16 protein-coding genes are annotated in these 13,720 nt (G+C 64.0%); 8 read left to right on the top strand and 8 right to left on the bottom strand.

Annotated features, from left to right (window positions below):
* Positions 1-47: 47 nt before the first annotated feature.
* Positions 48-806 carry an SDR family oxidoreductase gene (locus AC1RZR_RS10815; RefSeq protein WP_477277780.1) on the bottom strand — a complete coding sequence of 253 codons (759 nt, stop codon included), beginning with the start codon at positions 804-806 and terminating at the stop codon, positions 48-50.
* Between the two features lie 224 nt (positions 807-1,030).
* Positions 1,031-1,342, bottom strand: a complete 312-nt coding sequence (locus AC1RZR_RS10820; protein WP_477277778.1) for a YrdB family protein — start codon at positions 1,340-1,342, stop codon at positions 1,031-1,033.
* A 201-nt stretch (positions 1,343-1,543) separates the two neighbouring features.
* On the opposite strand from AC1RZR_RS10820, the gene AC1RZR_RS10825 reads away from it, so the two are divergent.
* The 7 genes from AC1RZR_RS10825 (at position 1,544) to AC1RZR_RS10855 (ending at position 8,243) form a co-directional block, all read left to right on the top strand.
* Complete coding sequence (locus AC1RZR_RS10825) at positions 1,544-2,797, top strand: sarcosine oxidase subunit beta (protein ID WP_481828495.1); 1,254 nt, start codon at positions 1,544-1,546, stop codon at positions 2,795-2,797.
* Complete coding sequence (locus tag AC1RZR_RS10830; RefSeq protein WP_477277774.1) at positions 2,797-3,219, top strand: hypothetical protein; 423 nt, start codon at positions 2,797-2,799, stop codon at positions 3,217-3,219. Before AC1RZR_RS10825 ends, AC1RZR_RS10830 begins: the two co-directional genes overlap by 1 nt.
* Positions 3,220-3,230: 11 nt before the next feature.
* Positions 3,231-3,527 carry a sarcosine oxidase subunit delta gene (locus tag AC1RZR_RS10835; RefSeq protein WP_477277772.1) on the top strand — a complete coding sequence of 99 codons (297 nt, stop codon included), beginning with the start codon at positions 3,231-3,233 and terminating at the stop codon, positions 3,525-3,527.
* On the top strand, positions 3,524-6,517 hold the full coding sequence (locus AC1RZR_RS10840) for a sarcosine oxidase subunit alpha (protein WP_481828496.1): 2,994 nt from the start codon (positions 3,524-3,526) through the stop codon (positions 6,515-6,517). Before AC1RZR_RS10835 ends, AC1RZR_RS10840 begins: the two co-directional genes overlap by 4 nt.
* Positions 6,510-7,091, top strand: coding sequence for a sarcosine oxidase subunit gamma (locus tag AC1RZR_RS10845; protein ID WP_481828497.1), 582 nt, complete (start codon positions 6,510-6,512; stop codon positions 7,089-7,091). Before AC1RZR_RS10840 ends, AC1RZR_RS10845 begins: the two co-directional genes overlap by 8 nt.
* A gap of 59 nt (positions 7,092-7,150) precedes the next feature.
* A complete protein-coding gene (locus AC1RZR_RS10850) occupies positions 7,151-7,381 on the top strand; it encodes a hypothetical protein (protein ID WP_477277766.1) in 231 nt (76 codons plus the stop codon).
* Between the two features lie 76 nt (positions 7,382-7,457).
* A complete protein-coding gene (locus AC1RZR_RS10855; protein ID WP_481828498.1) occupies positions 7,458-8,243 on the top strand; it encodes a ThuA domain-containing protein in 786 nt (261 codons plus the stop codon).
* Between the two features lie 28 nt (positions 8,244-8,271).
* On the opposite strand, the gene AC1RZR_RS10860 is transcribed toward AC1RZR_RS10855, so the two are convergent.
* Complete coding sequence (locus AC1RZR_RS10860; RefSeq protein ID WP_481828499.1) at positions 8,272-9,120, bottom strand: SDR family oxidoreductase; 849 nt, start codon at positions 9,118-9,120, stop codon at positions 8,272-8,274.
* Between the two features lie 95 nt (positions 9,121-9,215).
* Here AC1RZR_RS10860 and AC1RZR_RS10865 point away from each other — a divergent pair, with 95 nt between their 5' ends.
* Entirely contained in the window at positions 9,216-10,142 is a 927-nt protein-coding gene (locus AC1RZR_RS10865; protein ID WP_481828500.1) for an AraC family transcriptional regulator, read from the top strand.
* Positions 10,143-10,188: 46 nt separating this feature from the next.
* On the opposite strand, the gene AC1RZR_RS10870 is transcribed toward AC1RZR_RS10865, so the two are convergent.
* The 5 genes from AC1RZR_RS10870 to AC1RZR_RS10890 form a co-directional block, all read right to left on the bottom strand.
* Positions 10,189-10,437, bottom strand: coding sequence for a DUF680 domain-containing protein (locus AC1RZR_RS10870; protein WP_481828501.1), 249 nt, complete (start codon positions 10,435-10,437; stop codon positions 10,189-10,191).
* A 215-nt stretch (positions 10,438-10,652) separates the two neighbouring features.
* Positions 10,653-11,297 carry a TetR/AcrR family transcriptional regulator gene (locus tag AC1RZR_RS10875; protein ID WP_481828502.1) on the bottom strand — a complete coding sequence of 215 codons (645 nt, stop codon included), beginning with the start codon at positions 11,295-11,297 and terminating at the stop codon, positions 10,653-10,655.
* Positions 11,298-11,389: 92 nt separating this feature from the next.
* Entirely contained in the window at positions 11,390-12,166 is a 777-nt protein-coding gene (locus tag AC1RZR_RS10880) for an SDR family NAD(P)-dependent oxidoreductase (protein WP_481828503.1), read from the bottom strand.
* Positions 12,166-13,200, bottom strand: a complete 1,035-nt coding sequence (locus tag AC1RZR_RS10885) for a phosphotransferase family protein (protein ID WP_481828504.1) — start codon at positions 13,198-13,200, stop codon at positions 12,166-12,168. Before AC1RZR_RS10885 ends, AC1RZR_RS10880 begins: the two co-directional genes overlap by 1 nt.
* Positions 13,197-13,682 carry a MaoC family dehydratase gene (locus tag AC1RZR_RS10890; protein WP_379103251.1) on the bottom strand — a complete coding sequence of 162 codons (486 nt, stop codon included), beginning with the start codon at positions 13,680-13,682 and terminating at the stop codon, positions 13,197-13,199. The genes AC1RZR_RS10885 and AC1RZR_RS10890 overlap by 4 nt, the downstream gene beginning before the upstream one ends.
* Between the last annotated feature and the right edge of the window lie 38 nt (positions 13,683-13,720).

The following is a 13,720-nucleotide window of genomic DNA, read 5'->3' on the forward strand; positions in this document are numbered from 1 at the left end:
ACGCCCATGTTGCGGCCATGAACATGCGTCCTGGCCGCGAAAACCCATCACGTCCGGTTGATCGACACGCCGCCATCGGCAAGCAATGCCGCTCCGGTGGTGAAACTCGAGGCGTCGGAGGCGAGGTAGAGCGCCGAGCGGGCGATCTCCTCCGGACCCGCGACACGCTTCAAGGCGTGCAGGTTTTCCACGAAAGCCCGCGATTCAGGGGTCTTGAAGGTCGCCGCCGGCGTGTCGGTGCCGCCGGGCAGCAGCGCGTTGACCCGCACGCCTTTCGGGCCATATTCGGCCGCAAGCACCTGCGTCAGCCCGATCAGCCCGGCCTTGCTCGCGGCATAGCTGGTCATGCCGGGCATGCCGACGGTGTGACCGACGAAGGTGGAGGTGAAGATCAGCGATCCGCCGCCCCGCTCGATCATGGCCGGCACCTGGTATTTCGCGCCGAGAAACGCGCTGGTCAGGTTGGTGTCCAGCGTCTCTCGCCATCCCTCCAGCGACAGGTCCGAAATCGGCCCCATCTGGCCGACGGCGCCGGCATTGTTGAAGGCGATGTCGAGGCCGCCGAATTCTTCGACCGCCAGATCGACAAGGGCTTTTGCATAGGCTTCGTCGCGGACATCGCCGGCAAGGGCGACGGCCGTTCCGTCGGCATCCTCGATTTCGGCGACAAGCGCATCAAGCTCGGCCTGGCGGCGGGCCGCGACGACGACCTTGGCGCCTTGCTCTGCAAAAAGTTTCGCGGTGGCGCGGCCGATGCCGGAACTGGCGCCGGTGACGATGGCGATCTTGTTGGCGAGTGCGAGCATGGATGTCGTCCTTCTGTCGGTCCTGTCTGGCCGACTGGTGCCGGCAACGAGGCCCCTTGATCGCAGGCCATGCCTTCCGCCGACACCCGATACCTGCGCAGTTGGATCTTGCCGCCGGTCGAGGCGAGCCAGCTCGCCACTCGCGAAACAGCGAGGCGGTTGGGCGAATTATTGCCGCAACAGCCATCCCAGGCGGTCGAGCGAAAATGCGTAGCTGATGACGATCAGCAGAGCGACGATGATGCCCGTGGTCGTGTAGCCGGCCACGTAGAATCCGGCGGCCCACCAAACAGGATCGCCAATTCCAGCACCAGCCGCACCGCGCCCTGAACTGGCACGGGGGCACGGCCCGACCGGCTTGGATCGTTGAGCACGGCAAAGGTTCCCCACAAGACGGCCGCAATGAGCGGCAGGGCCGGAGCCAGGATCCAACGCCACCATCCGTCGGAGAGACCCCATCCCGCCAGACCGAGGCCAAGCAAGGCGGCAAGCTCCAGCAGGAACCGCAATGTCAAATTCCACCAGGCTTTGCCCATGGTCGGCTCCTTGAATCCCGCGACGGGCAATGTGACCGAAGGCGGCCATGGCGGCCAGATCGCATGCGTCTTTTTCGGCGCGGCGCAAAACGGCAAGCGCCGTCGCAAACAGCGCAAGGGTGGAAGCTGCGTTTCGCTAGTGATACACCTCGCGCGCCGGGGCCGAGTGAACGCCCTGCCGCCATTTGCGAGGCTGGAACGTTGAAGAAATATTCGGTATTCGCCATCGCCCGCGAGGCAATGCGCGGCCATAAGGGCTGGGAGGAGCAATGGTCCTCGCCTGCGCCGAAGAAGGAGTACGACGTCATCATCGTCGGCGCCGGCGGCCATGGTCTGGCCACCGCCTATTATCTCGCCACGGTGCACGGCATCACCAATGTCGCGGTGCTGGAAAAGGGCTGGCTCGGCGGTGGCAACACCGGCCGCAACACCACCATCATCCGCTCCAACTATCTCTATGACGAGAGCGCCGGCATCTACGACCATGCGCTGAAGCTGTGGGACGGGCTGAGCCAGGAACTCAACTACAACGTCATGTATTCGGCGCGCGGCGTCATGATGCTGGCCCACAATGTGCACGACATCCAGGTGCTGAAGCGCCATGTCCACGCCAACCGGCTGAACGGCATCGACAATGAATGGCTGACGCCGGAGCAGGCGAAGGAGTTCTGCCCGCCGCTCAACATCTCCAGGGATGCGCGCTATCCGGTGGTCGGCGCTGCCTTGCAGCGCCGCGGCGGCACGGCGCGCCACGATGCCGTCGCCTGGGGCTATGCGCGCGGCGCTTCGGCGCGCGGCGTCCACATCATCCAGAACTGCGAGGTCACGGGCGTCAAGCGGGCGCCGAACGGCGCGGTCATGGGCGTCGACACGACGCGCGGCTTCATCGGCGCCAAGAAGGTCGGTGTCGTTGCCGCCGGCCATTCCTCGGTCATCATGAACATGGCCGGCGTGCGCATGCCGCTGGAAAGCTATCCGTTGCAGGCGCTGGTGTCGGAGCCGGTCAAGCCGGTGGTGCCGTGCGTGGTGATGTCGAACACGGTGCACGCCTACATCTCGCAGTCCGACAAGGGCGAACTGGTGATCGGCGCCGGCACCGACCAGTATGTCTCCTATTCGCAGACCGGCGGCCTGCACATCCTGCAGCACACGCTCGACGCCATCTGCGAGATGTTCCCGATCTTCACGCGCATGAAGATGCTGCGCTCGTGGGGCGGCATCGTCGACGTCACGCCGGATCGCTCGCCGATCCTGGCCAAGACGCCGGTGCCCGGCCTCTATGTCAATTGCGGCTGGGGCACGGGCGGCTTCAAGGCGACGCCGGGCTCGGGCCATGTCTTTGCCCACACCATCGCCAGGGACGATCCGCATCCGATCAACGCGCCCTTCACCATCGAACGCTTCCGCACCGGCCGGCTCATCGACGAGGCGGCAGCGGCGGCGGTGGCGCACTGATGATGGCGCAGATGGCTGTCGCCATGCCGCTGATGCTGGCGGGGGAACAGGGCATGTTCCATTTTCCCTCGGCGGACGAAGTGCGCACGCAGCCGATCAGCCGCGCCGGGAACGAGGCCGGATGGCCGTTTTCCGTCGACGACGGCACGCTGGCCTGCGTGTGGAGCGGCGGCCAGAAGGTGGTCATGTTCCTCGAGAACAGGCCTTCCGATCTTGACGAGGACGACATTTTCGAGCCGCGCCGCGTCATCGTCACGACCGATCCGATGCAACTCACGATCGGCAACATGGCGTATCGCGACCTGTTTCGTCCGGCTGCAAGCGTGGAGGAGCGCATCAGGCTCGTCGCGCCTTTTGCAACCATGGGCCAAAAGCTTTGCGACCAACCCGCCGGCGCTCACGTCGGCCACGGCGAATTGTAGGAACGAACCAGATGCTTCTCATCCGCTGCCCCTATTGCGAGGAAGAGCGCCCGGAGCTCGAGTTCCGCAATGCCGGCGAGGCGCATATCGCACGCTCGGCCAACATCGCTGGCGAGACCGACGACGATTTCGAAAAGTTCTTCTTCATCCGCTCGAATCCCAAAGGGATCATCCATGAGCGCTGGCGGCACATGCATGGCTGCGCCCGCTTCTTCAATGCGGTGCGCGACACCGTCACCGACAAGTTCGTCATGACCTACAAGGCCGGCGAACCGAAGCCGTCTAAGCTGCCTGGAGTTGCCAAATGAGCGGCGCGTTCCGCATTCCCGGCGCCGGTCGCCTCAAACAGGCGAAAACCGCGCGGTTCAGCTTCGATGGCCAGTCCTACGCCGGCATCGAGGGCGATACGCTGGCCTCGGCACTGCTTGCCAATGGCGTTCATCTCGTCGGCCGCTCGTTCAAGTATCACCGTCCGCGCGGCATTCTGTCGGCGGGCGCGGAAGAGCCGAACGCGCTGGTTGAGATCAGGCGCGACGCGGCGCGCAAGACGCCGAATGTGCGGGCCACCGTGCAGGAGCTCTATGACGGGCTTGCCGCGCAGTCGCAGAACCGCTGGCCGTCGCTGTCGTTTGACGTCGGCGCGGTCAACGACATCGCTTCGCCGATGTTTTCGGCCGGCTTCTACTACAAGACCTTCATGTGGCCGAAGGCGGCGTGGAAGAGCCTCTACGAGCCGAAGATCCGCGCTGCGGCCGGGCTTGGCGTTTCCCCCGATCAGCCGGATCCCGACCATTATTCGTCGCGCTATGCGCATTGCGACGTGCTGGTGCTGGGCGGCGGTGCGGCCGGCATTGCGGCCGCACTTGCCGCGGCCGAGAGCGGGGTGCGCGTCATCCTCGCCGATGAACAGGCCGAATTCGGCGGCAGCCTACGTTTCGAGACCGGAGCTGGGATCGATGGCCAGGACGGCTTTGCCTGGGCACAGGCGGCGATTGCCAGGCTGCAAGGCATGGACAATGTCCGCGTGCTCTCGCGCACGACGGCCTTCGGCTATTACGCACAGAATTTCGTCGGCCTGGTCGAACGTGTCAGCGATCATCTCGCAACCCCCGGCCACGATCTGGCGCGTGAGCGGCTGTGGCAGGTTCGCGCCAAGCGCGTGGTGCTGGCCTCCGGCGCCATCGAGCGCCACATGGTGTTCGCCGACAATGACCGGCCGGGCATCATGCTCGCAGGCGCTGCGCGGACCTATCTCAACCACTATGGCGTTGCGGTCGGCAAAAATGTCGGCGTCTACACCGCCAATGATTCCGCCTATGCGGCGGCGATCGACCTGAAGAAGGCCGGCGTCGACGTGGCGGCGATCGTCGACCTGCGCGACCATCCGACAGGGCCGGTGATCGATGAGGCGAGGGCGCTCGGCATCGAGGTCAATTTCGGCCGCGCGGTGATCCGCGCCGGGGGCAAGCTCAGGGTGTCGTCGATGACCGTGCAGCCGAAGAATGGCGGCGGCGAACGCACCATCCCGGTCGATGCGATCCTGATGTCGGCCGGCTGGACGCCGTCCGTGCATCTGTTCTCGCAGTCGCGCGGCAAGGTCGCCTTCAACGACGAGACCAAGCGCTTCGTGCCGGGCACCTATGCGCAGGATTGCGTCTCGGTCGGCGCCTGCAACGGCACCGACGGACTGTCGGCGACGATCGACGAAGCCTATGCGGCGGGCGCCAAGGCGGCCAAGGATGCCGGCGCGAAAACCGCCAAGGGCAACAAGCCGAAGGTCGACGCCTCGGAGAGCTGGTCGCGCGGCATGCTGGGCGCTGCCCCCGGCGCCGGGCCGGACACGACGGTCAAGGCCTTCGTCGATTTCCAGAACGATGTCACTGCCAAGGATATCCGCCAGGCGGTGCATGAAGGCATGCGCTCGATCGAACACGTCAAGCGCTTCACCACCAACGGCATGGCGACCGACCAGGGCAAGACCTCCAACATGCACGGCCTGGCGATTGCCGCCGAGACGCTTGGAAAGCCGATCCCGGAGGTCGGCCTGACCACGTTCCGGGCGCCCTATACGCCGGTGACCTTCGGCGCGATCGTCAGTCATGCGCGCGGTCCGCTGTTCGACCCGACTCGCAAGACGGCGATCCATCCGTGGGCCGAAGCCCAGGGTGCCGTGTTCGAGGATGTCGGGCAGTGGAAGCGCGCCTGGTATTTCCCCAAGGCCGGCGAAGACATGCACGCCGCGGTCGACCGCGAATGCGTCGCGGTGCGCAAGACGGCCGGCCTGTTCGATGCCTCGACGCTGGGCAAGATCGAAGTGGTCGGGCCGGATGCGGCCAAGTTCATGGAGCTGCTCTACACCAACCCGTGGGAGAAGCTGGAGCCGGGCCGCTGCCGCTATGGCATCATGCTGCGCGAGGATGGTTTCATCTATGATGACGGCGTCGTGGGCCGGCTGGCGCCCGACCGCTTCCATGTGACGACGACGACAGGCGGCGCGCCGCGCGTCATGAACCACATGGAGGATTATCTCCAGACCGAGTTCCCGCATCTCAATGTCTGGCTGACCTCAATCACCGAGCAGTGGGCGGTCATCGCCGTGCAGGGACCGAAGTCGCGCGACATCATCGCGCCCCTGGTCGAAGGCATCGACATGTCCGACGAGGCGCTGCCGCATATGTCTGTGCGCGAAGGCAAGATCTGCGGCGTGCCGACCCGACTGTTCCGCATGTCGTTCACCGGCGAACGTGGCTTCGAGGTCAACGTGCCGGCCGACTACGGCCAGGCCGTCTGGGAAGCGCTTTGGGCCGAGGGCCAGAAGCACGGTGCCGCCGCCTACGGCACCGAGGCGATGCATGTGCTGCGCGCCGAAAAGGGCTACATCATCGTCGGCCAGGACACCGACGGCACGGTGACGCCGAACGACGCCGGTCTCGACTGGGCGGTCGGCAAGAAGAAGGCCGACTTCGTCGGCATTCGCGGCATGGCGCGGCCGGATCTGGTCGCCAAGGGCCGCAAGCAGCTGGTCGGTCTCAAGACCAAGGACCCGAAGGTGGTTCTGGAAGAGGGCGCACAGATCGTCGAGGACCCCAAGCAGGCGATCCCGATGAAGATGATCGGCCACGTCACTTCCAGCTACTGGTCGGAAAATTGCGGCCGGTCGATCGCGCTGGCGCTGGTTGCCGGCGGTCGCGACCGGATGGGCGACACCCTCTATGTGCCGATGCCGAACGGGGTGATCGAAGTGGAGGTTACCGGCATGGTGTTCTTCGACGAGACGGGAGGGCGCCTCAATGGCTAAGGCTGCTGCGAAGAAAACTGCTGTTGCCGCGCCATCGGTCGAGCGCCGCCCGGCGCTGGCCGGGCGCACCACCATCGCCACCGGCGTCAAGGTCGAGGTTCTGCCGCCTGCCGATCGCATCTCGCTGCGCGCGCCGGAGGCTTCGGTGGCAGCACTGTCGAAGGCGCTCGGCGTGACCTTGCCGACAAAGCCGAAGACCTCGGCCACGAAGGCAGGCCGCACCGCATTGTGGCTCGGCCCCGACGAATGGCTGGTCATCGATGAAGCCGGCAGCGATCCGCTCGCCGATTGCACCAAGGTTACTTTGCTGCATTCGGCGGTCGGCATTTCGCATCGCAACATCGCGATTGCCGTTACGGGTGCTGGGGCGGCGGCGACGATCAATTCGGGCTGCCCGCAGGATCTGTCGCTCGAAGTCTTCCCGGTCGGGGCGGCTTCGCGCACCATCCTGGGCAAGGCCGAGATCGTGCTGCTGCGCAACGGCCCTGACGCCTTCCGGGTCGAGTGCTGGCGTTCCTTCTCGGACTATGTCTTTACTTTCCTGTCCGAGGGATCGCGGGACGCAGCGGTCTGAACTTGGAACGATTTGCAGGGCGCGCTCGTTCTGCATTCGCACGCCGAGGGAGAATGCCGATGCCGTCGAATTCCGCGCCGAAGTCGCCGGTCAAAAAGAGCGCTGCCGTTCGCTCGCTCGAACACGAGCAACACGAAGAGTCGAGCGCCGAAGAGGAACTCGAGGAAGGCCTCGAGGATACCTTTCCGGCCAGCGATCCGGTGTCGATAACCGGAACGTCCATCTCCGGCGGTCCCGCGAAGCCGGGCAAGGCCAAGACCGTGCAAGGGCGCAAGAAGCGCACGACGTAGTTTCCATCGGACCAGGCCGGATCGGATCTTCTCAATCTCATGGGGCATGCTATTTAAAGCGCTTTGGGAGAGAAAAATGCCGACAAAAGCCATCGTTTGGGGCGAGAACGTCCACGAGCAGACCAATGCCGCCGTTCGCGGCCTTTACCCCAAGGGCATGCATGGCACCATTGCCGCTGCGCTCAACCAGGACAAGGCTATCGAGGCGACCACCGCCACCTTGCAAGAGCGCGATCATGGCTTGAGCGAGAAGCGTCTGGCCGCCACCGACGTGCTGCTGTGGTGGGGCCATGCGGCGCATGGCGAGGTCAAGGACGAGATCGTCGAGCGGGTGCAGAAGCGGGTGTGGGAAGGCATGGGGCTGATCGTGCTCCATTCCGGCCACTACTCGAAGATTTTCAAGCGGCTGATGGGCACGCCCTGTTCGTTGAAATGGCGTGAGGCGGGCGAGCGCGAGCGTGTCTGGGCGATCAACCGCAGCCACCCGATCGCTCAAGGCATCGGCGAGTGCCTGGAGATCGGCGAGACGGAAATGTATGGCGAGCCGTTCGCCGTGCCGGAACCGCTCGAGACGGTGTTCGTCTCCTGGTACGAGGGCGGCGAGGTGTTCCGGTCGGGGCTGACCTATCAGCGCGGCGCCGGCAGGATCTTCTACTTTTCGCCCGGCCACGAGACCTATCCGATCTACCACAATGAGGGCGTGCAGCAGGTGCTGCGCAACGCCGTGCACTGGGCGCACAACCCGGCGCCGGCCTGGTCCGGCATCACCAATGCGCCGAACGTGCCGACGGATGCCGCCAAAGAGAAGATCGTCCAGAAAGGGCTGCGCCTGCATGCCGATGGCGACAAGGGTTTGAGCTAATGGGGCCTGGTTCAATGGGGGCCTGAGATCAGTTGGACCACCTGTCACGCCAAGCGGTTTGACCCATCAGGCGGTTCATGGTGGTCAGGTATTCGTCTTCCGAAGTCGACCAGCGCAGCCTTGCCATTTCCTCCGTATCAGGGCCGGCGAGGTAACGCAGCCTGTGCGACGGATCGGTCGCCGCCGCATAGATCGTCGCGACGACCTGATCTTCGTCGGCATCAGGGAATGGATAATTCATCATCGACTGCATCATGTGATCGAAGTACGGCCTGTACGATCCCGGAACGGAAACGGCCTGTGACGCCGCCATGGTGTTGGAGGTGAAGTTGGTGGTGCGCATGGCGCCGGGCTCCACAAGCTTGACGAGGATATTTTGCGATTCGAGCTCGTAGGACAGCGATTCCGCGAGGCCTTCGACGGCATGCTTGGTCGCGGTGTACAGCGCCAGAAGCGGTACGGCGGCCAGCCCGACGCCGGAGCTGATGTTGACGATCGTTCCGCCACCGTGATTGCGCAAATGCGGAATGATCGCCTGCACGACATTCATGATGCCGAAGACATTGGTTTCGAAAATTCCGCGGATCGTCTCCTTAGCGGTGGCTTCGAAGATCGAGACCACACTGATGCCGGCATTGTTGACGACGGTGTCTATGCGGCCGAAGCGCTCGACGCCGGCGGCAATCGCGGTCTCGATGCTTGCGGGGTCGGTGACGTCGAGAGGCAGGACAAGCATTTGATCGGCATAGTCGGAGGCGAGGCTTGGATCCGGCTTTCGCATCGTCGCGACGACATTCCAGCCCTCGGCGGCGAAATGCCTTGCCGTGGTCTTGCCGAGCCCGGACGAACAGCCGGTGATGAGGACGGTCTTGGTCATTCACATAACTCCTTGAGGGTCAGGTGACTGATCTAGGCAAAACGATTGGTCTGATCTATAATGAAAACTACCAAATTGATTACGGATCGTCTCATTTGGACCCTTTGACCGACATCATCACCCTGTTGCGCCCGAGGACGCTCCTGCTCGGCAACCTTGCCGCGACCGGCGCGTGGGGCATCCGTTCGCCCCATCAGAGCGATCCCACCTTCTATCTGGTGACCGAGGGCGAATGCTGGTTTCAGCCCGATGACGGCGATGCGGTGCGGCTGTGCACGGGGGACTACCTTCTGGCCGCGCAGCCATCTTCGCCGTGCTTCGTCAGCAGCCCCGGCGCCAGGCTCGTCCTGTCCGACGCCGCATTCAAGGAACGTAATACAGTCAATAACGAACTCAGGGTCGGCGACGGCATCGAAGGTGGTCCGACGACGCGCATTCTCGGCGGTCTGATCATCTGCGATCCGGCAAATGCCGACCTGCTGTTCGGCCTGCTGCCACGCTTCACGCATATCCGGGCAGCGGAAGATGTCGGGGAAAGGCTCGGAAGCCTGATGCGGATCATCGTCGACGAAACGCGTGCCGCCAGGCCGGCAAGGGACATGGTGCTGTCGCGGCTGATCGAGGTGATGCTGATCGAAACGCTGCGTCGCGACGGAGCGCGGCGCGCGTCACAGCCCCGAGGCCTGCTTGGCGGCCTTGCCGACCCGCAATTGGCCAGGGCCTTGGCGCATATTCATTCCGATGTCGGCAGGGCGTGGACGATTGGCGAACTGGCAAAGAGTGCTGGCATGTCGCGGTCGCGATTTGCTCGGCGCTTCGTCGACATCGTCGGGGCGGCACCTGTGGAATATCTGCTGGCATGGCGCATGGCGCTTGCCAAGGACGCGCTTGTGCACAGCCAGAAGCCGCTCAGCCAGATCGCGGCCGATGTCGGCTATCAATCGGCCAGTGCCTTCAGCACTGCCTTCAGCGGCAAAGTCGGCTGTGCGCCAACCCAATATGCCGCTCGAAGTCGGGGGTAGACACCCATCCGTGCCCGGGGAAACCCCGGGCGCGTGTTATCCGGTCTCAGAATGTGCTGGGCACGATCCACGGATTGATGCTGATGCCGAGGCGCGGGCCTTTGCCTTCAGCGGTGTTTTCCGTGGAGCCCTTCTTTTCGACCGAGCCGGTCGAAGTGCAATCGAGCTTCACATGGGTCCTGGTGTCGACGCAGGTCGCGGCCGGGGCCTGCTTGACCGGCTGGGTGGCACTGGCGGCGAAGGCCGAGCCCGAAAGCGTCAGCACGGCGGCGATGGTGAGGAGCGTCTTTTTCATCGTCAGTCTCCGATTTCGACGGTTGAATTTTCTTCGTACATGTACGATACGGTGTACATATACGAGCGGAGATGCCGGCGTTCAAGTCAGAAAACGTACATGTACAATAAATTTTATTGAACTTTTATTGAACGCCGAAAATCGCGACGTTCTGGCACAGCCGAGCGCTCCAATCGGTCGTTGGTCGTGGTGATAAGAGCCCGTGAGTGTGTCGCTCAGCAGTTGACTGGCGTCTCGGTCAGAGGCGGCACATTCTGCGTACTCAGCGTGGCAAGCGTGAAATCGCACATCCGCTTCACGAAGGCCTGCGCGTCGCCGAAGGGATAGAACGGAAAGGTGATCAGCAGCGAGATCGTGCCGTGGCCGACCGCCCACAGCATGGTGGCGATGGCGCGCGGGTCGCCCTGCAACTTGCCGGCGGCGACGCAGGCCTCGACCCTGCTGATCAGCGCATTCATTGCCGGGTTGCTCGCTTCCATGTCCTCGTACCTCCTGCCTTCCGGCAGCTTGGTCTTCTCGGTCATGAACACGGTGCGGTATTCGTTGGGATTGCCGAGCCCGAAAGCGGCATATTCGGTCATGACCGCCTGCAATGCCTCGATCGGATCGTCGGAGGTATGCTCTTCTATGCGGCGGGCAAGCGTCTCGAACGCATCCTCGGCCAGCGCGAACAGGATGTCCTGCTTGTCGGCGAAGTACGAATAGACCGACATCGGCGCGTAGCCGACCCGCTTGGCCAATTTGCGGATGGTCAGGCCTTCATAGCCTTCTTCCTGGACGAGCTTGTGCGCGGCCTCGACCAGTTCGGAGCGCAGTTCGGCTTTCTGTTTCTCGCGGCGTTTCTGGACGCTCGGCGGCAAGATCTCGTGCCTTCGTTGGGTTGGTGCCTGGCTAAATTATATACGCTGTACGAAAACGAACAAGGGCGCGACAGGTTCCCAAACGGCATGCATCAGATCGCGCCGACGCCGCCGTCTATGGCCAGCGCATGGCCGGTCATGAAGGAATTGGCCGGGTCGGCGGCGAACAGGATGGCTGTGGTGATTTCGTCGACTTCGGCCACCCGCTTCATCGGCACGCCACGCGTCAGTTCGGCCAAAGCCTCTGTTTCCGGCGCGCCGGAGACGCGCACGAAGCCGTCGACCATGGCCGTCCTCGTGTGGGCTGGGCAGATGGCGTTGATGCGCAGGCCCTTGGTGGCGTATTCGACCGCCGCCGAGCGGGTCAGGCCGATTACGCCGTGCTTGGCGGCGGCATAGACCGAAAGTTTCGGCGCGCCCGACAGGCCGGCGGCCGAGGCGATGTTGACGATGGCGCCGCCCTTGCCGGTCGCCTTGAACTGCCGCTCCATCTGCGGGATCTGATGCTTCATGGCATAGAACACACCGAGCAGATCGACCTCCAGCACGCGGCGCGCCTCGTCCGAGGGGACTTGCGGCAAGCGCACGAAGCTCTGGACGATGCCGGCATTGTTGATGGCGACATCCAGGCGGCCGAATTTCTCGACCGCCAGCCGGACCAGGTCCTCGGACAGTTTTTCGTCGGCGATGTTGCCGGCGAGGATCGCCGTTTCGGCCTGCAGCGTGTCTGCGAGACCGGCCAGCGCCTTTTCATCGATGTCCGACAGAACCAGCCGCGCGCCCTCGGTGGCAAAGCCTTTCGCCGCACCCCGGCCAAGCCCACCGGCAGCACCGGTGATCAACACGGTTGCCCCCTCAAAGCGGCCCATCATGTCTCCTTGTCGATCAGTTTCACGGCAAGATGCGAAAGCAGTTTCACTGCCTCGCCATAGGTTTTGGCCTTTTCCGGATTGGAGGCGTTGCCGTCCAGCGCCCGCCTGAAGACGCCCTGGCAGATCGCCGCCAGCCGGAAGAAGGAGAAGGCCAGGAAGAAGCTCCAGTTGCCTATGCCGTCCAGTCCGCGCCGCCGGCAGTAGGCGGCGACATAATCCGCTTCCGAGGGCAGGCCGAGCGCGCGACGATCGACGCCACCCAGGCCGCGAAAGCCCGAGGCGTGCGGCAGGCGCCACTGCATGCACTGATAGGCGATGTCGGCAAAGGGGTGGCCGAGCGTCGAGAGTTCCCAGTCGAGCACCGCCAGCACTTGAGGCCGATCAGGCGCGAAGATCAGATTGTCCAGCCGGTAGTCGCCATGCACCAGCGAGACGCGGCCGTCATCGGCAGGCCCGTGCGTCTCCAGCCAGGCAATCAGCCGGTCCATGTCGGCAACGGTGCCGGTCTCCGAGGCACGGTACTGGCTGGTCCAGCGCGCCAGCTGGCGCTCGAAATAGTTGCCCGGTCGGCCGAAATCGCCGAGACCCGCGGCCGCGACATCGATATCGTGCAGGGCCACAAGCGTCGCATTCATGGCATCGTAGATGGCGGCGCGTTCTTCATTGTCGCGAGATTCCGGCAGCGCCGGATCCCAGAAGATGCGGCCGTCGAGGAAATCCATGACGTAGAACATGCGGCCGATCGGCGAAAACTCCATCGACAGATGCAGCATCCGCGGCACGGGCACGGCGCTGCCGGCAAGTGCCTTCATCACGGTGAATTCACGGTCGACCTGATGCGCCGATTTCAGCAATTGCCCGGGCGGCTTGGCGCGCAGCACGTAGCGGCCGCTTGCCGCCGTTAGCAGATATGTCGGGTTCGATTGCCCGGATTTGAATTTCTCGATGGAGAGGAGCCCGGAAAAGCCTGATATGTTCGCCTCGAGGTAAGGCGCAAGCGCTGCCTGGTCGAGAACGTTCGGATCGCTCATGCCGTCTCGGGCTGGCGTTCGATCAAGGTCAGCGTCAGCCAGCGCGCGGTCAGCGCCGGTTTCTTGGAGCCTTCGATCTCGATCGTCACGTCATGCGCGGTCTGCACCCAGCCCGACGGCCTGACCTTGACGTCGGCCAGCACGAAACGGGTGCGGATGCGCGCGCCGGTCTTCACCGGCGCCAGGAAGCGCAGCGAATCGAAGCCGTGGTTGACGCCCATCTTGCCGTTTTCCAGCGGCGGCATGGTCTCGAAGGTCATCGCCGACAACAGCGACAGCGACAGGAAGCCGTGTGCGATGGTGCCGCCGAACGGCGTCTCGCGCATGGCCCGCTCCGGGTCGCAGTGGATGAACTGGTGGTCGTCGGTGGCGTCGGCGAACTGGTCGATCATACGCTGCGTGACCACACGCCACGGCGACACGCCAACCTCCTTGCCGACACTGGCCAGAAGCAAATCGAGACTGATCGGTTCCACGCGGATGTCCTCCAGTTCACCCCCGGCTTCTCTGGCCGGAAAAT

Source organism: Mesorhizobium bavaricum (genome assembly GCF_056781655.1).